The sequence below is a fragment of the Paraburkholderia sp. J63 genome, from assembly GCF_905220245.1.
GTDB lineage: Bacteria > Pseudomonadota > Gammaproteobacteria > Burkholderiales > Burkholderiaceae > Paraburkholderia.
In genome coordinates this window covers 91,378-114,932 of the sequence record NZ_CAJMZF010000006.1, presented here as the reverse complement: position 1 = coordinate 114,932, position 23,555 = coordinate 91,378, and the positions used below count along the sequence as shown (strand labels likewise).

Sequence of the window (23,555 nt, the reverse complement as noted above, 5' to 3'; positions counted from 1 at the left end):
GAAAAAGGTCAATCGGCGACTTCGACAGCGGGGACGCGCACCGCGCGCCGACGTTGCCAGCTACGTTCGCTGATGTGCAGATACAGCAGGCCCGGCAGACCGAGCACGATTTCGCGCGCGCGCTTGGCGAGCGAGAGCGCGAGCGCCGCTTCGGGCGGCAGGCCGACGAGCGGCGCGAGCAGCAGATAGCCGCCCTCCTGCACGCCGAGCGAGCCGGGAATCGCAAAAGCGGCGCCGCGAATGGCCTGGCCGATGCTTTCGAGCAGCAACGCATCGACCCAGCTGACGGGATGGCCAAGGAAATGCAGCGCGAGCCACACCTCGGCGGTGCCGACGACCCAGCCCGCGAAGCTCAGCGCGAAGCTGGCCGCCGCGCGGGCGCGCTCGGCGTAGAGCGCCTTCACGGCGGCGTCGACGGCGTCGGCGCGCGTGGTGAGCGCCGACCAGTCCCGCTTGCCGAACACCTTCGAGGCGAGACGCAGCACGCGGCCAAACAGCCCGCGGCGCTGCGCGAAATAGAAGAGCCCGATGAGCGCGCCGAGCACGCCGGTGGCGATCAGCGCGGCCACGCCGAGGTCGCGCGGCGCGCCGTTCGCGGCGTAGACGGAGAAGAGCGCGATGCCGAACACCGCGAACACAATCTGCGCGAGCGCCTGCAGCGTCGTGCTCACCGTGATGGCCGCGGCCGCGTCGCGCATGGTCATGCCGCGCTGCGCAAGCTGACGCACCATGACGACCGGACCACCGATCTGTCCGGCCGGCAGCAGGCTGTTCACGGACTCGCCGGTCCAGCGTGCGAGCAGCGCGTCGCGCTGATCGACCTGCTCGCCTTTACGAAACAGCACCGCGATCGCGCCCGCATCGAGCGCGAGCGGCACGACGTGGAACGCGGCCACCAGCGCCAGCCCCCAGCCCGCTGCCGCGAGCGCGCCCGTCACTGAGCCGAGGCCCTGCCATGCGAGCAGCGCGATGAAAAGTGCCGTGCCGATCGACAGCAGCAAAATGGCAGCGCGACTCACGCCGATCCTCCGGCCTTGCTACCGCCACCGCGCGCGGACTGGAGCGCCTTGCGGAACACCTGGCGAAAGCCGAAGTACGCGATCGCGTCCTTCATGTTCGAGATGAAGCGCCGCCACGGGCGCATGTTCGGGTTCGTCACGTATTCGAACGTGAGCGAGACGCGCACTTCGCCCTCGCGGCTGGGCGTGACGCGGTGGCGCAGCTTGTCGCCGTCGAACAGCACGAGCGCGCCCGGCGGATATTGCACGGCGCCCGGTTCATCGGGCTTGCTGTCGTCGCGCGTGTGCAGTTCGTAGTCGAGGATGCACGAGGAGTCGTCGATCACGCCGAGCAGCACGGTATAGCGGCGGCCATCGTAGTACGAGGTGTCGTAATGCCAGCCGATGTGATCGCCCGCGCGCGTGTAGTAATAGAGCGCGTACGCGTGCGGATCGTCTTCGGGCGAAAGCTGGAGCCGGTCGCCCGTGACCTTTTCGAGCCACGCGATGAGCCTGGGCGAGCGATACAGCTCTGCGATATACGGCTGCAGGCGGTCGATCGTGTGACGGCTCACGCTGCCGCCGGCCTTGTGGCCCGGGATGAAATTGCGATTGACCTCGGGCATGAGCGCATTGGCCGCGTCGATGAGCCGCTGCGTCGCGTCGGGAGGCAGGAATTCGGAGAGGTAGAGAAACGAGCCCTGATTCACGTACTCGTCGCGCAACGGTTCGGAATCCAGCTTGCTCAGCGCGCGGCCGATCGCCACGTCCGGCTCGACGGCAGGCTCAACTGCGGGCGCGGCGGCCTGCCCGCCAGCGGCGCGCATACCGGATACGACCTGTTCTTCTTCTGCTTGTACACTCATCTGCTGATCCAGACCTGACGGGTTTCCTTGGCTGGCCTCACGCGGCGCACGACGCGCCAGTAGTCGAGCACCACATAGACGGCAAACAGCGGTGCGCCAATGGACGCGGCCACGACGAACGGCGAGACGATCCCCGTTAGCGTGACGAGCGGCAACAGATAGAGTACGTCTTCCGTTTCGAAGCCGCCGACGAACGCCTGCTGGGTGCCGGCCTTGCCCGCCATTTCCTCGATACGCATGCGCAGAAAGAAGATCGCTGCGACCGCCACGCCGGCAACGCCGCCGAGCACCACCGGCGGCACATGCCATCCGCTCGAAGCGGAACCGGCGGCGGACGCCGCGACGCCAAGCCCGTAGCCCATGCCGAGAAACAGCAGAACGGTGGTCAGCGCGTCGGCGGCGAGATCGTAGAAATGGCCGATGCGGCTGGTTTTACCACTGATTCGTGCAAGCTCGCCGTCGGTATGATCAACGAAATTCGACAGAACAATCAGAAATGCGCCAATATTGGCATGGAGAAAATCGCCGCCCGCCAGATAGAAGGCGCCAGCGAGGCCGATCAGGAGGCGCAGCGTGGTCAGGTGATTGGGGGTGACGCGGGTAGGCACGAGTGGCGTCACGAGCCAGCGCGCCGCGCGCGCATCCCACGTGCGCGGCCGCGGCACCGCATGCGGAGCCGGTTTTACAGGTTTGTCTTTTCCAGTCATAACCGGGAAATAATATACGGCTTCCAGAAAACTTGCAGGTTTTCCGACGAGCTGCAGGAAATTGAAAGTCAGTGAGGGCCATATCGCTCACCACCCCGCGCGCCGTGCGCGCCATGCGTTATGGCCCTTCCATGCGACGCCGCAAACACGTTCGCGCGAACCCGCGTACAGTGCAACGTTTTTTGCATCGTCCTGCCGGGCGTCGCGTGGATGCCCGGCGGGATTCGCGCAGCTCACTTGCCAGAATTCCAATGAAACGTCTTGCCTTTGCTGCTTTTCTGCTCGCGGCACTGCCCTTGGTGCCGCTCACCGGCCATGCCGCCGCCCTCGACGATTCGCTGACCTGCCAGGAGTCGGCGCACGACTTCATCTCGGGGCTCATCGACCAGAAGTTGATCGACGCGAAGCCCATGAAGGTCGAAAGCAATTCGATCAACGCGTTCTGGCCCGCGCACGGCCAGCATATGACGGCCTACGGCTTTAGCGTATTCGCGATCGTGGGCTTCCAGAAAGACGACCCGCTGTTCCAGACCGGCAACGGCAAACCCATCGCCCGTTCGGCATATGGCGCCGTGGTCGTGGCCACGCAGGCCAAGGTGCAGGCGGCGCTCGACGCGGCCGGCAACACCGCCATCGTCCACCATGCCGGGCCGCTGCTGACGGCCATCTTCTGTCAGCAAAACTGACTGCGCTGACTGCGGGACCGCCCTGAACAGATGCGTGATCGGGCGCGCCCCTCGACGCCCGGTTGCGCGGCCGAGTGCGTCAATCGATGCGGCCGAAGCCGCCCTCGGCCCATGTCTGCGCGCGCGCCTGGGTCAGCTTGAAGGTCGGCGCGACGCGCACCTGCGCGATCTGCTCGCCGAACGCGTCGAGCGCTGTGAGCAGCGCATAGGGCTCGTATTCGTCGGGCACGATATCGAGCGTCACGTCGATGTCGCCCTCGCCCGTGCTCAGCCCCACGCGCTTGTGCAGCAACGCGCGCAATTGCTGCTCATGGCGGCGCAATACCTCGGACGCCGTTTTCACCAGCGTATTGAACGCCGAGGTGTCGAGCGGCTTCGGGTTCTTCTTGTCGCGGCCCATGGTCCACGGGCCGACCAGCGCGGGCTCGGGCTCGCCGTCCTTGATCATCTCGACGGCCCAGCCGTCGTCGTCCTCATTCTTGATGACGCGCGCCATCCAGCCGTCCTTGTGCCACAGGCGCGGCTCCTGGACCACGTCGGGCGCGGCGGCGCCGGCGTCCTGAAAAGCGTTTTCGGAGGCGTCCTCGGGAGCGACAGCGGGCGAAGAATCGGTCATGGCGGTTTCCATCGGGTTCTGCGGAGACTGCCCGGTGCATCGCGGGCAGGGGCAAGATTTTAACCGCAAGCCTCCTCCGGCGCTCACCGGGCCCGCACCGGCGCCATTTCCACCGCCATTTCCGCCTCGCCCGTCATGAAATCGCGGGAATTCGAATGGCGCGTCGATCGATAAAATCGCCGTGAATATGCGCGCTTAAATGCGGCAATATGTCCGTTCCGTTTTTTGCAATACTGTCTTTCACGCGTATGAAAAAACGATTCGGCCGCGATGGCAAAAAAAAAACGCGGCCCGAAAGCCGCGTAAAACAGATGAAAAAAGACCACCCTTGGTCGAGGGCTGAGCGAATTGTAACGCCAGAAACTGCGCTCATAGGTCGCATAAACTGGAACAGTACCTTTCAGAAATCGGCAGAAATATCTCGTAATACTTCACGCACCGCCGCTCATGCCCGCCACATAAGCCCGGCGCGGGCGTCGCACTCGCACAACATAATCTCGAATGACACATTTTGCCGCACCTTTATATATCTTGAAAAAACGCTTTCGACGCAATGACTTAGAACCATTAATACGGTTATTACCATTTAAAGAATGCATTGTTGCGTCAGACAAAGCCAATCGCCGGGATTGCCGGAATACACTTCGCTTCGAATCGTCAGACCGCGGAAACTGCCGCAGCAATCGTTTTCCGCGAGATTCCCAAGTACTGTCCGGAGTTAAAAGCATGAAAAAAACCCTTATCCTCGCTGGCGTTCTCGGTGCATTTGCAATGAGCGCACACGCGCAAAGCAGCGTCACCCTCTACGGCTCGCTCGATGCCGGCCTCGTCTATGCGAACAATGCCGGCGGCCACAGCCTGTGGGCGCAGGGCAGCGGCGCGATGTCGAACAACTACTTCGGCCTGAAAGGCGCTGAAGACCTGGGCGGCGGCCTGAAGGCGATCTTTACGTTGGAGAGCGGCTTCAATATCAATAACGGCGGCTACAAGAACGGCGACAGCGGCTTCAACCGTCAAGCCTTCGTCGGCCTGCAAAGCGATCAGTACGGCGCGCTCACGCTCGGCCGCCAGTACGACTCGATGAACCAGTACCTGGCGCCACTCTCGGAAGCCGGCGCCGGCTTCGGCAATAACCTGGCCGGCCACCCGTTCGACAACGACAACTTCGCGCAGTCGTTCTCGATCAAGAACGCGGTCAAGTACTCGAGCGCGAACTACTCGGGCTTCCAGTTCGGCGGCCTCTATGGCTTCTCGAACCAGGCCGACGGCTTCGCCAACAGCCGCGCATGGAGCGCGGGCGCGTCGTACAACAACGGCCCGCTCAACGTGGCGGCCGGCTACCTGCAACTGAACAACTCGGGCAGCTTCGGCGGCAACGCGAACGGCGCGGCCTCGGCCGACCAGAACATTTCGGCTCGCCAGCAGCGTTCGTTCGGTGTGGGCGCGAACTACACGTACGGCCCGGCGCAAGTCGGCTTCGTGTGGTCGCACTCGCAGATCGACGGCCTGCAAAGCCTCGGTAGCGGCGGCATGAATCTCGCGGGAATCAGCGGCCTGAACCTGCACCTCGACAACTACGAAATCAACGGCGCCTATCACCTGACCCCGGCGCTCGCGTTCGTGGGCTCGTACACGTTCACCGACGGCACCGCGACCGGCACCGGCGCTGGCGACCAAAGCCCGAAGTGGCACACCGTCGTGCTCGGCACCGACTACTCGCTCAGCAAGCGCACCGACGTCTATCTCGCCGGCGTGTACCAGCACGCTTCGGGTTCGCTCGGCGTACAGAACGGCGCGGCTGTCGCCAACGTCGCGGCGATCAACACGCTGTCGCCCTCGACGACGAACAACCAGATCGCCGCGACGATCGGTCTGCGTCACCGCTTCTAAAGCGCATCGGCTTGCGCCTCGCGGCGCAAGCCCACGAGCGGGCGGCGCGATCCGTCGCTTCACTCGTTTGCAGTCCCAACGCACATGCTGCACAACCGCATGTGCGTTTTTCTTTTCTTTTCCGCTTTCGCGCGGTTTTTCCCCTGCGCGCTCTTCCAGACCTCATCTCCGGATCTCGCGCCGATTTTTCTCGATTTCGCATCGTCAACTTTCGTGGCGGCCATCGCCTCGATCCGCACGCCGACGCGCAGGGCGTCTTCGCTGTTGCATCTTTTTACTTCTGCGTGAACCTGTCCTGTCAGACCCGTGCGTATACTCATGAACACGTTCGCCGCAGCGCATCTCGCGTTGCTTTTCGCCAGGCATCCGCTACGACGCTCATGTCATGAATACCCTCACGCAACGCCTTCTCGCCGCCCTGCCGCTCGCACTCGTCGCCGCCTGCGGATCGTCGCCACCCAGCTCGGCTTCCAATAGCGACGCGATGGTCTACGCGTCCTCGGCACGCTCCCCTTCGTCGATCGCGAACTGCCTGAGAAGCCATCTGTCGAGCGCGTACGAATCGCATTCCGGCAATGCCACCGAACTCGCGATTGGCTCGCGTTCGGACGCATCGTATTTCGTCACGCTCACGCCGAACGGTCGTGGATCGGTGATTCGCGTGACGCACGGCGCGTCCAGCTCGAACGATCCGCCCGAGGAAGAGCTGCGTTTCGACGTGGCGCGCTGCACGACCTGATCTCTCGAACGACGCGCGATAGATTCCGCGCGTCACCCCTGTCACGAAGCCGCCGCATCTGCGAAGATTGCGCCCTCTTTCGACTTTGCACTACACCGCTTCATGGCATCAGGGACCGCACATCACGCCACCGGCTGGGCCGCCGGCGTCATCGCCGCCGCAATCGTCACGCACACCGGGACGGACAGTCCCTTGCATCTCTATGCGGCGCTCGCGTTCGTCGCGGGTGTGGCCGGCGGGACCGCGCCCGACTGGCTCGAAGTCGCGTGGTGGAGCAAGAAGCGCCGGCTCTGGATCACTCATCGGACCTTCACGCATTGGGGCGTCGGCTGGATTGCCTTGCTGCTGTGGTCGTATCGCGGGCTGGGGCATCTGCCGGTTGCCGCGCCGGCATTCGGCTTCGCGTGCGGCGGCCTGATCCATTTGTTGGCGGACTGGCCGAATCCGCTCGGCGTGCCGTGGATCATGCGGCGCCATTCGTTGAACCTGTGGCGCAGCGGCCGATGCGATCTGATCGTCGTGGCGGCTTCGTGGATTGCCGCGTGGTTCTTCGCCGTGCATGGCGTGCCGCATAGCTGGTCGCTCGAACCGCTGCGCCGGCTCGCCTGAAGGTCGCAACGGACGGGTTCTGCTGCGTGGGGTTGCGCAGCGGAACCCGTTAGACAACGCGTATTGCGCTGCACCATTTCATTTGATTCGCAATCCAAAGCAAATGAAATGGCGCAGCGCTTTGCTTTGTCGTTGCGTTGCCTGATTGCCTGAGCCGTGCTCCTCCGAGACTTCGAATCGGGCGGCGGTGCATGCACTATGCCGCCACCCGATCCGCGGCGATCAATCGATTGAAAAATCGATGCCCTGCGCCAGCGGCAGCGCCGACGAATAGTTGACGGTATTCGTCGCGCGCCGCATATAGCCCTTCCAGGCGTCCGAGCCCGATTCGCGGCCGCCGCCCGTTTCCTTTTCGCCGCCGAATGCGCCGCCGATTTCCGCTCCGCTCGGCCCGATGTTGACGTTCGCGATGCCGCAATCGCTGCCCGATGCCGAAAGGAAACGCTCGGCCTCGCGCAAATCCGTCGTGAATACGCACGAGGACAAGCCGTGCGCCGCGGCGTTGTTCGCTGCGACGGCTTCGTCGAAGTCGCGATATTTCATGACGTAGAGAATCGGCGCGAATGTTTCCTTTAGGACAATCGCGCTTTGCGCGGGCATCTGCGCCAGTGCGGGCCGCACGTAATAGCCGTTCGGCAAGCCGTCGACGGCAACGCGCTCGCCGCCCGTCACCACCCCGCCTTCGGCCCTCGCGCGCTCCAGGGCCGCCTGCATGCGCTCGAACGCTTGCGCGTCGATGAGCGGCCCCATCAGCGTGCCCGCCGTAAGCGGATTTCCGATCGGAACCTTCGCGTAAAGTTGCTTGAGCCGCTCGACGGTTGCGTCATAAATGCTCTCGTGCGCGAACAAGCGCCGCAGCGACGTACAGCGCTGCCCGGCCGTGCCGACTGCGGAGAACAGGATCGCGCGCAGGGCCAGTTCGCGGTCGGCGCTGGGCGTCACGATACCTGCGTTGTTGCCGCCGAGTTCGAGGATCGGGCGGCCGAAGCGCTGCGCGACCGCCACGCCGACTGCGCGACCCATTTCCGTGCTGCCCGTGGCGCTGACGATGGCGGCTCGCGGATCGGCCACGAGTTTCGCGCCGACGTCGCGTCCGCCGATCACGAGCGAAACCAGCCCCTGCGGCGCGTCGCCGAACGCACGCAAGGCATCGTCCATGATCTTCTGCACGGCAAGCGCCGTGAGCGGGGTTTTTTCCGAGGGCTTCCAGATCACGGGGTTGCCGCAGACCAGCGCGAGCGCCGCGTTCCAGGACCAGACCGCGACGGGAAAGTTGAAAGCGGAGATGACGGCGCACACGCCCATCGGATGCCAGCTCTCAGCCATGCGATGCCCCGGGCGCTCCGACGCAATGGTCAGACCATAAAGCTGCCGCGACAAACCGACCGCGAAGTCGCAGATGTCGATCATCTCCTGGACTTCGCCCAGCCCTTCCTGAAGAATCTTTCCGGCCTCCAGCGATACCAGGTTGCCGAGCGCCTCTTTGCCCGCACGCAGACGCTCCCCCAGCAGGCGCACCAGTTCGCCGCGGCGCGGCGCCGGCACGTTGCGCCATTGCAGAAACGCCGCCTGCGCGCGGGCCAGCGCGGCGTCGACGTCCGTGGCCGACTGGCTGGCCACCCGCCCGATCACCTCGCCGGATATCGGCGATCTCACCTCGATGTCACCCGACCTGGCTTCTTCTGAAATGCCGAGGTCGGCAAGAATGCGTGCAGCGTCCATGACCGCTCCTTTATTTCCGATAAGAAACAAACTGTGGTGGACTGACTATACACGGGGGAAGCGCCGCCCCGCAATTTCGCTTCGTTGGGCGTCATGGAGAAACGCGAGGGTCAGAATTTCCTATCGGAAACTCCGGGGAAACGGAAGCGATCTGGCGGGTGTGAGATTCGGGACGGCCGTGCCGTCGAGTGAAGAAGCGAAAGACCGCGCGTGCCGGCGCCGTTCGCGCCGGTGCGCCGCGCTCAGGACTCTTCGATGCATTCGGCCCGGCCGATGCGGCGACCGACGATCAGCCCCGCATCATAGGCGGATTCAAGCGCACGGCCAACGTCTTCCACACTCACCAGGTGGCAGTCCGCGGTGTGCTTGCCCGTCAACTCGAAGCGCTCGATACCGAGCGTTCCTCGCGATATGGCCAACAATAATTCAAGACGTTCGTCGCGCATTTCCTTCTCCAGGCTTGATTTATGTCATCAAATCAATAGTAAGAATCGCCATGCGGTTCGTCACGTGACCGCGCGACGCAGATCGAGGCTCTATTCAAATTCTTACTGTATTGAAAGACCCTTTCTACGACGACAAGATCCATCGCAACCGTCAAAGATGGTTAATTCGGTTCCCTGAATGGTTTGAATCGAAGAAATTCGAGTGGGCGCGTTTTCGCAGCGTCGATATCCCGACCGCGAACGTTAGCCATTCGGCCGATGTTTCCTAAAAGCGACGGTTTGCTATGATCGGAAACGTGCCAGAACACTTGCTCCGCCCCTCACCGCTCATGGACACCACGCTCACGCAATCGGCGGCCTCGTCGACCGCAGACCTCGGCCGCCGCGTCCGCGCCGCCCGCCTTGCCCTCGACCTGACGCTCGAGCACGCCAGCCACGTCTGCGGCGTGTCGCGCTCCACGCTTTCCAAAATCGAAAACGGGCTGATGTCGCCCACGTTCGACGTCCTGCAGAAGATCGTTGCGGGGCTGAAGATCGATCTGGGCGAACTGTTCGGCTCGACGCCGAAGCTCGACTTCGGTGGCCGCCGCGCGCTCACGCGCCGCGGCGCGGGCAAGCCGCACGCGTATCGCGGCTACGAGATGGAGCTGCTCGCCACCGAGCTCGCGCACAAGGCCATGCTGCCGTTTCTCGTGCGCATCACGGCCCATTCGGTGGACGCGTTCGACGACTGGGGGCGCCACGAGGGCGAGGAATTCATCTATGTGATCAGCGGCAGCATGTGTCTGCATACCGAGCTCTATACGCCCACGTATCTCGAAGCCGGTGACAGCCTCTACTTCGACAGCCGCACCGGCCATTTCGCCGTTTCCACGAGCAAGGAAGACGCGGTGGTGCTCTGGATGTCGACCGGCGACGCCGCGCCGGGCGCATTCGAAGCCGCCGAACCGGCGCCGGCTCCCAGCAAGCCGTCCCGTTCCAAAAAGAAACTTCCGGCGGCCTGAGACGCGGGTCGCAGCATCAGCCTTCGGCGTCGTCCGGGCGCCCTTTGCGCCCCCTGGTTTCCTTGCTCGCCGTAACGTCCGCCGCGCCCGAACGACGGCGTGCGCCGCGCCGTGCCGCCGGTTTCGTATGCGCAACCGCGTCGCGCTCGCGCGCGGCCTGCCTCACCGCGTCGATCAGTGCGCGCCCCGCAGCCGTCGGTTGCGTGTCAGTCCGCTGGATCAGGCCGACGGGCTCCTCGCCGCCCGCGCTCGGCAGCGGCAGGCGCACCAGCGTCCCCGCGCGCAGATCGTATTCGACCGCCCCCGACGGCACGAACCAGACCGCGTCGTTTTCTAGCGCAAGGGCCCGCCCCACCGAAACCGAGAGCAATTCGACGAACGACGTGAGCGGCGGCGCGCCCCACGCCGCCAGCAGACTGTCCGCGGCCTGCCGGATCAGCGTCCCGAACGGCGGCAGCACCAGCGGAAACTGCGTGGGAACCTGGGCCAGCGGCAACGCCGGTCCCGCCTCCTGCACGAGCGGATGCCCCGAGCGCACGACCACCGCCAGCGGTTCGTTGTAGAGCTGCTCGAAACTCAGGCCCACCATCCGTTCCGGATCCGCAAGACGCCCGAGCGCGAAACTGATCGCGCCCGCTTTCAGGCGCTCGAGCAATTCCGCATTGGCCGCCGTCATGAGACGCACGCTCACGCGCGGCCACTCGCCGGCAAAGCGCCGCAATGCAGCGGGCACGAGCGCGGTGGCCACCGTCGGCAACACCCCGATGTCGAGCGTTGCCGCCACCGCCCCTTCTTCGCGCGCCAGCAGCGCAACGCCCTGGCGCAGCGCACTCACGCACGCGCTCGCGTGGGGCATGAAAAGCTGCCCCTCGCGCGTGGGCACCGCCCCATGCCGCCCGCGCTCGAACAGCTTCACGCCGAGCGCCGATTCCAGCTCGGCAATCGTCTTTGAAACCGCAGGCTGCGTAATCGAAAGGCTCTCGGCGGCCTGCTGCACGCTGCCGAACTGCGCAACGGCGAGAAAGCACTGGAGATGCCGAAATTTGACGCGTGAGTCCGCAAGCCGGTTTTGCATAACGATTGGTTATACGAGACGCGAGAAAACGTCATTTTGCATAACTTTTCGCCTTGGATAAAGTGGCGGCATGCGTGCGCTGCGACCGTCCGCCGCGCAACGCACCTTCTTCCCATCATCCTGCCAGGAGACACCCCATGGACGAGTCCAGCCTGTCGCCGCGCGATTTCGACTCGCATCCGGCGTATGTCTATCCGCCGTATCGCTCATCGGTCAAACGCGGTCCGACGCTGCCGCTGATTCCACTAAAGGAAAAATTGCGCAATCTGCACGTACCCGTGTACGGCGCGGAAGATCTCGGCGCGCTCGACCACGATCTCACGCGCAACGCGGCGCGTAACGGCGAGCCGCTCGGCGAGCGCATCATCGTCACGGGACGCGTGCTCGACGACGGCGGCAAGCCGGTGCGCAACACGCTCGTCGAAATCTGGCAGGCCAACGCAGCGGGACGCTACGTTCACAAGCAGGACCAGCACGATGCGCCGCTCGATCCGAACTTTCTGGGTGCGGGGCGCTGCCTGACCGACAACGAAGGTCGCTACCGCTTCCTCACGATCAAGCCGGGCGCGTATCCGTGGGGCAATCACCCCAACGCGTGGCGGCCAAATCACATCCACTTCTCGCTGTTCGGCGATTACTTCGGCTCGCGCCTCGTCACGCAGATGTATTTCCCCGGCGACCCGCTGCTCGCGTACGACCCGATCTTCCAGGGCACGCCCGAGCAGGCGCGCGATCGCATGATCTCGCGCTTCACGCTCGACACCACCGAAGAAGGCTATGCGCTCGGCTACGAATTCGACATCGTGCTGCGCGGCCCGAACCAGACTCCCATGGAGCGTTGATCATGGCACTCAAAGAAACGCCTTCGCAAACCGTCGGCCCGTACTTCGCCTATGGTCTCTGCCCGCAGCAATACGACTTCGATTTCAAGAGCCTCTTCACGCCCGAGATCGCCGGTCCGCAAACGCCGGGCGAGCACATCACGCTAATGGGGCGCGTGATCGACGGTGACGGCAAGCCGGTCTTCGACGCCATGCTGGAGTTCTCGCAGGTCGACGCGAACGGCCAATATCCGGCGTCGCGCGCGCAAGTGGCCGAAACGGGCTTTCGTGGTTTCGCGCGCGTGGGCACCGGCACGGATCCGGAGCAGCGCTTCATCGTGCGCACGGTGAAGCCGGGCCGCGAGCAGGAGAACGAAGCACCGCACATCAACGTGATCGTCATGATGCGCGGCATGCTCACACATACGTTCACGCGCCTCTATTTCGACGATGAAGCGGCCGCGAATGCCGCCGATCCCGTGCTCGGCTCGGTGCCCGAAGCGCGTCGCAACACGCTGATCGCGCGTCGCAGCGAGCAGGCCGGCAGCATCGTCTATCACTTCGACATCTGCATGCAGGGCGAACGCGAAACGGTGTTCTTCGATCTGTGATGTGAGGGATGTGATGCGCAGCGGCGCGGCGCAGCCGGTTGCCGCCCCGATGGCCGATCCGTCCTGCGCCGACTTTCACGCGGCTTTCATGAACGGACCCTAAGATCGCAACGACGCGATCCGATCGCGGAACTCCGAGTTGTACCTTGACGAAGCCTGCCTCGAGCAGGCTTCTTTTTTGGCTTCAAACGGTCAGCCGAGCGGGCGCACGCCGATCAGCACGCCGTGCAGCCAGAACGCGAACACGGCCCACGCCACGAGCCCGATCACGACGACCAGCGCATCGCGCGCGGGCGTACCCGGTGCATAGACGACGCCGGCCTCGCGATCGCGCCGACGGTCCGCGCGCAATTTGACGAGCGCCCAGACCAGCAACGCAGCGAACAGCACGATGGCGTGCAGCGTGCCGTTGGCGAGCAGATGCGCGAACGCCCAGAGCGCCACGCCGCTCATGAACGGCTGGCCCAGCGCGCGCTTGATGTGATTGCCCGGCACGCAGGCGGCCGCGATCATCACGAAGGCGATCGCGGTCAGGAGTGCGGTGACGTGCGCCATGCCGAACGGCGGCAGCCAGATGGGCACAGGATAGCGTCGCGCGAGCCCGTAGCCCCAAACGATGAGCACGATGCCGAGAATCGAGAACAGCGCGAAGAAGCCGCGCCATGCCGGCATGCCGAAGCGCTCGATCTGCGCTTCGCGCCAGGGCGCGGCGACGACGCGAACCGAATGAATGGCAATGAAGATTGCGAGACCCACTACCAGTAACGCCATATTCGCCCCCTGGACGCCGCATAAGCGCAATGGCCGGTATTGTCGCGCAACCACGAGGCGCCAAGCGGCGAGATCAACGATCTTCCGACGAATATGCGCTTAAACCGCTTATGGCCGAACCGGCGCTTATGGTCAACCAACGTTACAAACCGACGTTGCAAATCGAACAGGCAGATGCGAAGCGCCATTCATTAAATGGGCAATATCCGCCGAAAGGTATTTTTAAAACGACACTGAAAAAATATTGCCGAATGACTAAAGCGGCCACACAGACAATAGAGACCATCGACACAATCCAGCGCCAGCCAGGAAGAAACTAGTGCACCACGCATGGCTTCTCACACGGCAGCCGCGTGCCGCGCAATGCCTCGCCCACTAGCAGCGGAAATGCTCTATGTCCTGCCCCGCATGCTTGTAGCGCAACAACCAGGATGGCATATCGCCTTCCCCATTCCAGGTATTGCCATATGCATCGCGGTACATCGGCTGCCGTTCGCTTTCGGCAATGGATAATTCAAGATCTTCGAGCGTAATGCCGTACTCTTCCATGCGGCGCTTAATCCACATGATGAGCCGTTCGCGCGCCTCACCGTCGAGGTCGAACATCGGTTAATTCCTCTCGCATCGCAAAGACAAGGCGTTGATCGATATCGATTCGTCTGCCCTGAAAAGACAAAGGCTTCGCCAAATGCCGCGAAGCCCTGCTGCACTGATGAGGTGGCCCGGGTATGGAACCCGCGGCCGGTTCGGAGGGGATCTGAGGTCCGCTGCTCCGCTCGCCAGAATGGCCGCTAAAGGTGCGCGGCGACTTGCTGCAAGCGGAACCCATCATACCTTGCGCCAGCCGCCCAGATCAAGCGGTTTGACGCCTGCGAGGCCCGCGCGAAGCGCTCGCAGGCATCCGGCTGGATCGGCTTATGAGGCTGTCGCTCGACGCTTCGCGTCACGCGCGCCGTCCGCGGCGAGCTCGTCGGTTGCCCCCTCTTGAGCCACATCGGGCGCCAATGGCGGCGCCTCGTTCGCCGTACGCGCGAGCACCGGCTTGAGCGCCACGCCCGTATGGCTCGCCGCCACCTTCACAAGCCCTTCCGGATTCGCCGCGCCGACGATCGTGCCGCCCCCCACGCCGCCCTCGGGACCCAGATCGATGATCCAGTCGGCTTCCGCAATCACGTCGAGGTCGTGCTCGATCACGATCACGCTGTGCCCCGCATCGGCGAGACGATGCAGCACGCGAATGAGGCGCGCCACGTCCGCCATATGCAGGCCCACGGTAGGCTCGTCGAGAACGTAGAGCGTATGCGGCGCCTTCTGGCCGCGCCGCGTGATGTCGTCGCGCACCTTGGAGAGCTCCGTGACGAGCTTGATGCGCTGCGCCTCGCCGCCCGAGAGCGTGGGCGACGGCTGCCCCAGCGTGAGGTAGCCGAGCCCGACGTCCTTCATGAGCTGCAACGGATGCGCAATGCTCGTGATCGGGCCGAAGAATTCCACGGCCTCGTCGATCTCCATCGTGAGCACTTCGCCGATGTTCCGGCCGCGCCACGTCACGGCCAAAGTTTCCGGATTGAAACGCTGACCGTGGCAGACATCGCACGGCACTTTCACATCGGGAAGGAAGCTCATGCCGATCGTGCGCACGCCCTGGCCTTCGCAGGCCGGGCAGCGGCCATCGCCGGTATTGAACGAGAAACGCGACGCGCTATAGCCACGCGCGCGGGCCTCGAGCGTATCGGCAAACAGGCGGCGAATCGCGTCCCACACGCCGATATAGGTCGCGGGACACGAGCGCGGCGTTTTTCCGATCGGCGTCTGGTCGACTTCGAGCACGCGGTCGATGGTTTCCCATCCGCTAATCGAGTCGCAGCCCTGCCACGTATGCGAAACCTCGAGCTTCGGCTTCGCGCTCGTGCGCGCGAGCACGCTCGAGCGGCGCGCGGCCGCGCTCGGCGCGCTGTCCTTCGCCGCCTTGCGCGCGCGGCGCTCCGCCGGCGACGAGAGCACCGAACGCCCCACCGCGTCGAGCAGATTCGAGAGCAGCACGTCGCGTGCGAGTGTCGACTTGCCCGAGCCGCTCACGCCCGTGATCGCCACGAGGCGGCCGAGCGGAATCTGCGCCGTCACGTCGCGCAGGTTGTGCAGCTTGCCGCCGTGCACGGTGAGCCACTGCGCGGGCACGGCCTCGCGGCCCGCGCGCGCGGGTTTCACTTCGCGGCGCGGCTGCAGCGGATGCACGATCGGATGCGCGAGATAGCGGCCCGTGACGGAGTCGGCCTGCGCCGCGAGATCGGCGACCTTGCCCTGCGCGACCACGCGCCCGCCGCGCTTGCCCGCGCTCGGCCCGATGTCGATGATGTGGTCCGCGCGTCGGATCGTGTCTTCGTCGTGCTCGACGACGACGAGCGTATTGCCCTTCTCGCCGAGACTGCGCAGCGCGTCGAGCAGGATCTGGTTGTCGCGCGGATGCAGGCCGATCGTCGGTTCGTCGAGCACGTAGCAGACGCCCTGCAGATTGCTGCCGAGCTGCGCCGCGAGACGAATACGCTGCGCCTCGCCGCCCGAGAGACTCGGCGCGGCGCGGTCGAGGCTCAGATAGCCGAGCCCGACTTCTTCGAGAAATTGCAGACGGCTGCGAATTTCGCTCACGACGTCGCGCGCGATCTGCGCATCGCGTCCGTTCAGTTCGAGCGATTCGATCCATTGGCGCGTTTCGGCCACGGTCCACTGCGCGACGTCGACGATCGGATGCTCGTCGAAGGTCACCGCGCGCGCCACCGGATTCAGGCGCGTGCCATGACAATCCGGGCACGGCTCGTCGATCATGCCGTCCGGCTCCTGCTCCTCGGACGGCAAGGTCTGCTCGCGGCCGCGATCGTCGGCGGCCACGACGGTGTCGTCATAAGCCGCGCGCTGCTCGCGCGTGAGCGCGAGACCGGTGCCCACGCAAGTCGTGCACCAGCCGTGCTTGCTGTTGTACGAGAACATGCGCGGATCGAGTTCGGGATAGCTCGTGCCGCACACGGGGCAGGCGCGCCGCGTCGAAAGCACCTTCACCGCGCCGATGCGCGCCGTGGAATTGCCGTTGCCGAGCGCATGATCGAGCCCGTCGAGCGGCGCCAGCAAGTGCACGACGCCCTTGCCGGCTTCGAGCGTCGCGTCGAGCATCTGACGCAATTGCGCCTCGTTTTCCGGCTCGATCACGAGGTCGCCGACCGGCAATTCGATCGTGTGCTCGCGGAAACGGTCGAGCTTCGGCCAGGGCGCGACCGGCACGAATTCGCCGTCCACGCGCAGATGCGTATTGCCGCGCGCCTTCGCCCATTTCGCGAGATCGGTGTACACGCCCTTGCGATTCACGACGAGCGGCGCGAGCAGCCCCACGTGCTGGCCGCGGTGCTCGCGCAGCAGTTGCGCGACGATGGCGTCGACGCTCTGCGAGGTCACCGGCGTGCCGTCATGCACGCAATGCTGCACGCCGAGCTTCACATAGAGCAGACGCAGGAAGTGCCAGACCTCGGACGTGGTCGCCACGGTACTCTTGCGGCCGCCGCGCGAAAGACGCTGCTCGATGGCGACCGTGGGCGGAATGCCGTAGACGGCATCGACTTCCGGCCGTCCCGCGGGCTGCACGATGGAGCGCGCGTACGCATTGAGCGACTCCAGATAACGACGCTGGCCTTCATGGAACAGAATGTCGAACGCGAGCGTGGACTTGCCCGAGCCCGACACGCCGGTGATGACGTTGAACCGGCCATGCGGAATGTCGACGTCGAGCGCCTTGAGGTTGTGCTCGCGCGCATTCACGATGCGCACCACGTCCTCGCCCTGAATCTCGCGGCGCGCCCGCGCCGCGCGCAGCGCCGTCTGCAGCGCCACGCCCTCTTCCTCGGCCACGAGCGTGCCAACGCCGTTGCCGAGCGAAACTTCATAACGTTCGAGCGCTGCGCCCGTATGCGAGCGCGGACAAGCGATCACGTCGCCCGGCGTGCCCACGCAGACCACCTCGCCGCCCGCGTCGCCGCCTTCGGGGCCGAGGTCGATCAGCCAGTCCGCGGCGCGGATCACGTCGAGATTATGCTCGATCACGAGCAGCGAATGGCCGCCCGCGAGCAGCTTGCCGAACGCTCGCATCAGCTTGGCGATGTCGTCGAAATGCAGCCCTGTGGTGGGCTCGTCGAACATGAAAAGGCGCCCGCCCGCTGCGGCCTCCTTGCCTTTTGCCTGCGCCGTTTCCGCGAGATAGCCCGCGAGCTTCAGGCGCTGGGCCTCGCCGCCCGACAATGTCGGCACGGGCTGCCCGAGCTTAACGTATTCGAGACCCACGTCGACGATCGGCTGGATCACGCGCAATACTTCGGCATCCTCACGGAAGCACTGCGCCGCCTCGCTGACGGTGAGATCGAGCACGTCCGCCACCGAAAGCGTGCGGCCGCCGCGCTCGATCTTCACTTCGAGCACTTCCGGGCGATAGCGGCTGCCGTCGCAGTCGGGGCAACGCAGATAGACGTCGCTCAGGAACTGCATTTCGATGTGCTCGAAGCCCGAGCCGCCGCAGGTCGGGCAACGCCCCTCGCCCGAGTTGAAGCTGAACATGCCCGCCGAATAGCCGCGCTGCTTCGCGAGCGGCGCCTTGGCGAACAGCTTGCGGATCTCGTCGAACGCACCCACGTAGCTGGCCGGATTCGAGCGCGCGGTCTTGCCGATCGGCGACTGGTCGACGAACACGGCGTCGCTGATTTGCTCCGCGCCGACCAGATTGCGATAGATGCCCGGCGCTTCAGTGGCCTTGCCGAGGTGGCGTGCGAGCGCCGGATACAGCACGTCCTGCACGAGCGTCGATTTGCCCGAGCCCGACACGCCCGTCACGCAGACGAGCCGCTGCAGCGGAATTTCCACGGTCACGTCGCGCAGATTGTGCTCGCTCGCGCCTTCGAGCACGAGGCGCGGTGTGCTCGCATCGACGGCACGGCGTTCCCAGTGCGAAGCGTCGGCGACGGCCCGGTGGCCGCCCAGGTACTCGCCCGTCAAGGTGCCGGACGAGCGAATGTCGTCGGGCGTGCCGTCGTAGACGATCGTGCCGCCGCGCTCGCCAGGTCCCGGCCCCATGTCGATCAGGCGGTCCGCGGCCAGCATCACCGAGGGATCGTGCTCGACCACCACAAGCGTATTGCCCGCGTCGCGCAGGCGCTGCATCGCTTCGACGATGCGGTTCAGATCGCGCGGATGCAGGCCGATGCTCGGCTCGTCGAGGACGAACAGCGTCTTCGTGAGCGAGGTGCCGAGCGCCGTGGTCAGGTTGATGCGCTGCACCTCGCCGCCCGAGAGCGTGCGGCTCTGGCGGTCGAGCGTGAGATAGCCGAGCCCGACGTCGCAGAGATACTTCAGGCGCGTGCGTACTTCGGCGAGCAGCAGCTTGAGTGCGTCGTCGAGCAATGCTGAGGATAGCGAAAGACTGTCGAAGAAGCGGCGGATGCGCTCGATCGGCAACAGCATGACGTCGTGCAGCGTGAGGCCGGGCAGCGCTTCGAGCTGCGCGCGCGACCATTCCACGCCGTGGGGCATGAAGCGCGCCTCGGGTGCCAGCACGTCGTCGGCGTTTTCCCTGGTGCCGAGACGCCAGATCAGCGCCTCGGTTTTCAGGCGCGCGCCGCCGCACGTTTCGCACGGCGTATAGCTGCGGTACTTCGAAAGCAGCACCCGAATGTGCATCTTGTACGCCTTCGACTCCAGATACTGGAAGAAGCGCTTGACGCCGTACCACTGCGTTTGCCAGCTTCCCTTCCAGTCCGGGGTGCCGTTGAGCACCCAGTCGCGCTGCGCCTGCGTCAGCTCCGACCACGCGGTGTCGCGCGGAATGCCGGCCTTGGCGGCGTAGCGCATCAGGTCGTCCTGGCACTCCTTCCACGCGGGCGTTTGCAGCGGCTTGATTGCGCCGCCGCGCAGCGTCTTGCGCGCGGCGGGAATCACGAGCCCCCAGTCGACACCGATCACGCGGCCGAAGCCGCGGCACACCTCGCATGCACCGTAGGCCGAGTTGAACGAAAACAGTGCCGGCTGCGGGTCTGCATAGCGCAGATCGCTGTCCGGGCAATGGAGGCCGGTGGAAAAGCGCCAGATCTGCGGCTGGGGTTTCGCATCGGAAACGTCGGCGGCGCCGTCGGTTTCCGATACGACATAAATGTTCACGCGTCCGGCGCCGCGCCTGAGCGACGCCTCGATCGCCTCGATCACGCGGCTTTTTTCGGCGTTCTGCAGACGGAAGCGGTCGGCCACCACGTCGAGCACCTTGCGCGTGCCGTCGGCGGTCTTCACTTCGCGCTGCGCCTGCACGCGCGTATAGCCGCTGGCGGAAAGCCACTGCGCGACTTCCTCTTCGGTGGTCGTGTCGGGCAATTCGACCGGGAACGTCACGACGAGGCGCGGATCGCCCGCCGCCGTGCGCGCGCGCAATTCCGCGTAGATCGTCTCGGGCGTATCGTGGCGCACCGGCTGCGCGGTCACACGGTCGAAGAGATTCGCGGCGCGCGCGTAGAGCAGCTTCAGGTGATCGTTGAGCTCCGTCATCGTGCCGACCGTCGAGCGCGAACTGCGCACGGGGTTGGTCTGGTCGATGGCGATCGCGGGCGGCACGCCGTCGACGCGATCGACCTGCGGCCGGTCCATGCGGTCGAGAAACTGACGCGCATAGGCACTGAAGGTTTCGACGTAACGGCGCTGCCCTTCCGCGTAAAGGGTATCGAACACGAGACTGGATTTGCCCGAGCCTGACGGCCCGGTCACGACCGTCATTTGGCCCGTATGCAGATCGAGGTCGAGATTCTTGAGGTTGTGCTGGCGGGCACCGCGGATTCTGATAGATCGGTTATCGCTCACTTGCGCTGGCATTCCGGCTGGATGAAACGCGGGGGCCGGGCGGGCGCTGCCCGGCAGCTCGCGGCCCGGTGGAGGGGCCGTCTGAATGGAGATTCTACTGTATATTTATACAGGCCGCTGGCGCGCTCGCGGCCCGCCCATGCCGTCGCGCAAGTTTGCAAGACTGCCGAACGGGGTGGGTCCGCCCTGCCAGGCCGTCACCCCGCGCGTTCTGGCGCGTCGATCTCCGCTCCCGTCTGCTCGCGCCACATCGTGGCGTAAGCGGCCTCCATGCCCCTCGCGAAACGCGCACCATCCATGAGCGGCGACGCCTCCATGCGAGCGCGCAAGGTTGCGCGCAAACCGGCGAGTCGCGGCAAGTCGTTCGAAAGGTCGACCACGGTGCGCACGAACGCGTCGTCGGAAAACGCCGCGAGGTCGTCAAGCCCTAGATTCGCCAGTTGAGAGAGCCCCGCCCGCCCCGCGCACGTCGCGCCCACGCGCGTGACCACGGGCACGCCCATCCACATCGCGTCGAGGCTCGTGGTGTGGCCGTTGTACGGCAGCGTATCGAGCGCGAGATCGATCTCGTGATACGTGCGCAAATACGCATCGCGCGGCTGGAACGCGACGAAGCGTACGCGCGCACGATCGATGCCGTGGCGCGCGAGGCGCGTCGCGAGACGTTCGCGCGCCTCGCCCTCTGCCGCCATGAGCACCAGCCGGGCTTCGGGCAGCGCCGCAAAGACCGCGGCCCAAAGATCGAGCGTTGCATCGGTCAGCTTGCAGGGATTGTTCAGGCTGCCGAGCGTCACCTGCCCGCTGCTCGCGGCCGGGAGCGCATTGACCGCCGGCTCCACCGCGAGCGGGTCGTAGCACCAGAACGTGTCCGGCAAGCGAATCGAACGTTCGCTGTACTGACTGTCGTGCGAGGACGGATCGAGATGCGGATCGGTCAAGCGGTAGCCCATGGCGTCGATGCCGGTCGTGCCTGGATACGCGAGCCACGCGACCTGGACCGGCGCGGCCTGACGCGCGAACAGCAAAGGACGACCGTCGGCCATGTGCATCGCCAGGTCGACGAGAATGTCGATGCCGTCCGCGTGGATCCTGGCAGCAAGCGCCGCATCGCTGAGCGGCTGCACGTCGTGCCAGGCGTCCACGTGCGACGCGAGGCGCGCCGTAATCGCATCGGGGCGCACGACGCTCGAATAGGCGTGGATCTCGAAGCGCGTCCTGTCGTGATTCGACAGCAACGGCATCATGAAAAGTGCCTGGCAATGCTCACGAAAATCCGCCGATACATAGCCGATCCTCAAACGCCGTGCTTCAGCGCGCACCGGTGCATGCGCGATGCGGGACGCGCGCAGCGGCACCTCATGCTGCGCGGCCCAGCGCCGTGCTTCAGCCAGGATCTCCGCGGCATCGGACGACTGGAACGAAAGCGCATAGAGCAGATTGCTGTGCGCGGTCAGGTTGACAGGGTCGCTCGCCAGCGCCTGACGCAGGCATGCGATGCCCTCCTCCAGTTCGCCGCAGTCCTTGAGCACGTTGCCGAGATTGTTGAGCGTGGCCGAATGCGTGGGCGCGAGCGCCTGCGCCTTGCGCAGCAAAACGCACGCGGCATCCTTGTGGCCCAGTGCGCGCAGCAGATTGGCCGCATTGTTATAGGCGTCGACGAAATCGGGCCGCGCCCGCATGGCCGTTTCGAACGCGTCCATCGCGGCCTTGTGCTCGCCGAGTTCGCGGCATAGGTTGCCGAGATTGTTCGCCGCTTCAGCGTGACCGGGCTCGATCGCGAGGGCTCTCCGATACTGCTCCTGCGCTTCGCGGCGCTGTCCCAGCGCATGGAGCGCGTTGCCGTAGTTGAAGGCCGCCGGCGCGAAGTCGGGTGCGATGGCGACCGCCCGCGCGAGCACTTGCGCGGCTTCCTGCGGATTCTCGCAATCGATCAGCACCGCGCCTAGATTCACGAGCGCGGCAGGCGACGCAGGCGCTGCTGCCACCGCCTCGCGCAACAATACCTGCGCCTCGCCGAGGCTGCCTCGCGCGCGCAGCAGCGTGCCGAGGTTCGTGAGCGCGTCCGCATTGCCCGGTTGCGCCGCCAGCGCGCGTTCGTAAGCGGACTGCGCCAGAGCCGACTCGTCGAGCAAACGGTAGCAGTTGCCGAGATTGTTGAGCGCATCGGCCCGATGCGGGTCGCGTTGCGCAACGGCTTCCCATGCCGCCGCCGCATCGTGTAATTCGCCCTGCGCCTGCAGCGCGTTGCCTAGGCCGAACCATAGATCGGGATCGGCGTCATCCTCATCGAGCAGGCCGCGATAGATCGACGTGGCTTCCACGTAACGTAGTGCAAGCGCGTAGGCTTGGCCCAATGCCTCGCGATAGCGTCGATCGACGGGTTTTAGATCGAAAGCGCGCGTAAGCCACCCGATAGCTTCCTGATAGCGGCCTTCCTGAATGTCGATCACACCGAGCCGGAATATCGCGTCGCTGTGCGTGGGATCGAGTTCGACAACGCGACTGTAAGTTGCGCGTGCAGACGCAAGGTCGCCCTCGATATGCCGTTCGTGAGCGTACTGAAAGAGTTGCTGGGTCTGCATTCGGATGAGTCTGGCCATGGGAAACAAGCCGATTTTAATCGGGCGCACCTCGGGCGCAAAAATGAATCGCGGAAATATTCATGCGCTCATCACCGGATGCCGAAATTTACTATGGACTCCGATTAAATATCTTCGAGCGACGCACGTATCGGCATGAGGAAAATCATGCGCCGGGCATCGCAACGCCCGGCGCCCAGCAACATATCTGGCCGACGCATCTGGCCAGATATGTTGCTTTATCCCGCGATATCCACGCCCGTCAGGACCTTCACGTCGACCGGTTCGGCCAGCCAGCCGCCAATCTTGCCGCGGAACGCCACGTAATGCGCGCTCTCGCGATGCGCCTGCACGGCCGCTTCGTCCACGTAAGTTTCGTAGATATAAAAGCCCGGCGCGCCGTCCGCGCGACGCAGCAAGTCGTAGCGGCGATTGCCCGCTTCCTTGCGCGTCTGCGCCACCATATGGCGCAGTTCCGCTTCGACATCGGCAACGTGTTCTGGCTTCGGCGTGAGGCTCGCAAAGAGATAGATGCTCATCGATAT

Annotated in this window: 21 protein-coding genes; 8 read left to right on the top strand and 13 right to left on the bottom strand. The window is 64.9% G+C overall.

The window, feature by feature from the left end:
• Nucleotides 1–8 precede the first annotated feature (8 nt).
• From U5775_RS09115 to U5775_RS09105, 3 genes are read right to left on the bottom strand one after another with little or no spacing between them, the layout of a single operon-like run.
• Entirely contained in the window at nucleotides 9–1,019 is a 1,011-nt protein-coding gene (locus tag U5775_RS09115; protein ID WP_322057802.1) for a flippase-like domain-containing protein, read from the bottom strand.
• Nucleotides 1,016–1,864: a 2OG-Fe(II) oxygenase gene (locus tag U5775_RS09110; RefSeq protein WP_322057801.1), complete on the bottom strand. Its 849-nt coding sequence runs from the start codon at nucleotides 1,862–1,864 to the stop codon at nucleotides 1,016–1,018. Before U5775_RS09110 ends, U5775_RS09115 begins: the two co-directional genes overlap by 4 nt.
• Complete coding sequence (locus U5775_RS09105; protein WP_322057800.1) at nucleotides 1,861–2,571, bottom strand: CDP-alcohol phosphatidyltransferase family protein; 711 nt, start codon at nucleotides 2,569–2,571, stop codon at nucleotides 1,861–1,863. The genes U5775_RS09110 and U5775_RS09105 overlap by 4 nt, the downstream gene beginning before the upstream one ends.
• A gap of 71 nt (nucleotides 2,572–2,642) precedes the next feature.
• Between U5775_RS09105 and U5775_RS09100 the strand changes: the two genes are divergently transcribed.
• Entirely contained in the window at nucleotides 2,643–3,257 is a 615-nt protein-coding gene (locus U5775_RS09100; protein ID WP_322057799.1) for a hypothetical protein, read from the top strand.
• Between the two features lie 79 nt (nucleotides 3,258–3,336).
• Here the strand turns inward: U5775_RS09100 and U5775_RS09095 are convergent, their stop codons facing one another.
• Nucleotides 3,337–3,873 (bottom strand): hypothetical protein, encoded by a 537-nt coding sequence (locus U5775_RS09095; protein ID WP_322057798.1) that lies wholly within the window; start codon nucleotides 3,871–3,873, stop codon nucleotides 3,337–3,339.
• A 726-nt stretch (nucleotides 3,874–4,599) separates the two neighbouring features.
• On the opposite strand from U5775_RS09095, the gene U5775_RS09090 reads away from it, so the two are divergent.
• Nucleotides 4,600–5,763 (top strand): porin, encoded by a 1,164-nt coding sequence (locus tag U5775_RS09090; RefSeq protein ID WP_322057797.1) that lies wholly within the window; start codon nucleotides 4,600–4,602, stop codon nucleotides 5,761–5,763.
• A gap of 59 nt (nucleotides 5,764–5,822) precedes the next feature.
• Here U5775_RS09090 and U5775_RS09085 read toward each other — a convergent pair whose 3' ends face one another.
• A complete protein-coding gene (locus tag U5775_RS09085; protein ID WP_322057796.1) occupies nucleotides 5,823–6,083 on the bottom strand; it encodes a hypothetical protein in 261 nt (86 codons plus the stop codon).
• Nucleotides 6,084–6,148: 65 nt separating this feature from the next.
• Between U5775_RS09085 and U5775_RS09080 the strand changes: the two genes are divergently transcribed.
• Nucleotides 6,149–6,502 carry a sugar ABC transporter ATPase gene (locus U5775_RS09080; RefSeq protein ID WP_322057795.1) on the top strand — a complete coding sequence of 118 codons (354 nt, stop codon included), beginning with the start codon at nucleotides 6,149–6,151 and terminating at the stop codon, nucleotides 6,500–6,502.
• 102 nt (nucleotides 6,503–6,604) lie between these two features.
• Nucleotides 6,605–7,111: a metal-dependent hydrolase gene (locus tag U5775_RS09075; RefSeq protein ID WP_322057794.1), complete on the top strand. Its 507-nt coding sequence runs from the start codon at nucleotides 6,605–6,607 to the stop codon at nucleotides 7,109–7,111.
• Between the two features lie 222 nt (nucleotides 7,112–7,333).
• On the opposite strand, the gene U5775_RS09070 is transcribed toward U5775_RS09075, so the two are convergent.
• Both U5775_RS09070 and U5775_RS09065 read right to left on the bottom strand, forming a co-directional pair.
• Nucleotides 7,334–8,833: an aldehyde dehydrogenase family protein gene (locus U5775_RS09070; protein WP_322057793.1), complete on the bottom strand. Its 1,500-nt coding sequence runs from the start codon at nucleotides 8,831–8,833 to the stop codon at nucleotides 7,334–7,336.
• A 242-nt stretch (nucleotides 8,834–9,075) separates the two neighbouring features.
• Entirely contained in the window at nucleotides 9,076–9,279 is a 204-nt protein-coding gene (locus U5775_RS09065) for a DUF6900 domain-containing protein (RefSeq protein WP_322057792.1), read from the bottom strand.
• Nucleotides 9,280–9,608: 329 nt separating this feature from the next.
• Between U5775_RS09065 and U5775_RS09060 the strand changes: the two genes are divergently transcribed.
• Nucleotides 9,609–10,283, top strand: coding sequence for an XRE family transcriptional regulator (locus U5775_RS09060; RefSeq protein ID WP_322057942.1), 675 nt, complete (start codon nucleotides 9,609–9,611; stop codon nucleotides 10,281–10,283).
• Nucleotides 10,284–10,299: 16 nt separating this feature from the next.
• Here U5775_RS09060 and pcaQ read toward each other — a convergent pair whose 3' ends face one another.
• The gene (pcaQ, locus tag U5775_RS09055) at nucleotides 10,300–11,358 is read right to left on the bottom strand and encodes a pca operon transcription factor PcaQ (protein ID WP_322057791.1); all 1,059 of its coding nucleotides are present in this window, start codon (nucleotides 11,356–11,358) and stop codon (nucleotides 10,300–10,302) included.
• 137 nt (nucleotides 11,359–11,495) lie between these two features.
• On the opposite strand from pcaQ, the gene pcaH reads away from it, so the two are divergent.
• Together pcaH and pcaG are read left to right on the top strand one after the other, a co-directional pair.
• Nucleotides 11,496–12,200 (top strand): protocatechuate 3,4-dioxygenase subunit beta, encoded by a 705-nt coding sequence (gene pcaH / locus U5775_RS09050; RefSeq protein ID WP_322057790.1) that lies wholly within the window; start codon nucleotides 11,496–11,498, stop codon nucleotides 12,198–12,200.
• Nucleotides 12,200–12,790 carry a protocatechuate 3,4-dioxygenase subunit alpha gene (pcaG, locus tag U5775_RS09045; RefSeq protein ID WP_322057941.1) on the top strand — a complete coding sequence of 197 codons (591 nt, stop codon included), beginning with the start codon at nucleotides 12,200–12,202 and terminating at the stop codon, nucleotides 12,788–12,790. Before pcaH ends, pcaG begins: the two co-directional genes overlap by 1 nt.
• 192 nt (nucleotides 12,791–12,982) lie before the next feature.
• On the opposite strand, the gene U5775_RS09040 is transcribed toward pcaG, so the two are convergent.
• Nucleotides 12,983–13,561: an NnrU family protein gene (locus U5775_RS09040; RefSeq protein ID WP_322057789.1), complete on the bottom strand. Its 579-nt coding sequence runs from the start codon at nucleotides 13,559–13,561 to the stop codon at nucleotides 12,983–12,985.
• A gap of 29 nt (nucleotides 13,562–13,590) precedes the next feature.
• Between U5775_RS09040 and U5775_RS09035 the strand changes: the two genes are divergently transcribed.
• The gene (locus U5775_RS09035; RefSeq protein WP_322057788.1) at nucleotides 13,591–13,881 is read left to right on the top strand and encodes a hypothetical protein; all 291 of its coding nucleotides are present in this window, start codon (nucleotides 13,591–13,593) and stop codon (nucleotides 13,879–13,881) included.
• A 55-nt stretch (nucleotides 13,882–13,936) separates the two neighbouring features.
• Here the strand turns inward: U5775_RS09035 and U5775_RS09030 are convergent, their stop codons facing one another.
• The 4 genes from U5775_RS09030 to U5775_RS09015 form a co-directional block, all read right to left on the bottom strand.
• Nucleotides 13,937–14,167 (bottom strand): H-NS family nucleoid-associated regulatory protein, encoded by a 231-nt coding sequence (locus U5775_RS09030; RefSeq protein ID WP_322057787.1) that lies wholly within the window; start codon nucleotides 14,165–14,167, stop codon nucleotides 13,937–13,939.
• A 309-nt stretch (nucleotides 14,168–14,476) separates the two neighbouring features.
• Nucleotides 14,477–20,443, bottom strand: a complete 5,967-nt coding sequence (uvrA, locus tag U5775_RS09025; protein WP_415913543.1) for an excinuclease ABC subunit UvrA — start codon at nucleotides 20,441–20,443, stop codon at nucleotides 14,477–14,479.
• Between the two features lie 185 nt (nucleotides 20,444–20,628).
• Nucleotides 20,629–23,013 (bottom strand): tetratricopeptide repeat protein, encoded by a 2,385-nt coding sequence (locus tag U5775_RS09020; RefSeq protein WP_322057785.1) that lies wholly within the window; start codon nucleotides 23,011–23,013, stop codon nucleotides 20,629–20,631.
• A 236-nt stretch (nucleotides 23,014–23,249) separates the two neighbouring features.
• A complete protein-coding gene (locus tag U5775_RS09015) occupies nucleotides 23,250–23,549 on the bottom strand; it encodes a putative quinol monooxygenase (RefSeq protein WP_322057784.1) in 300 nt (99 codons plus the stop codon).
• Between the last annotated feature and the right edge of the window lie 6 nt (nucleotides 23,550–23,555).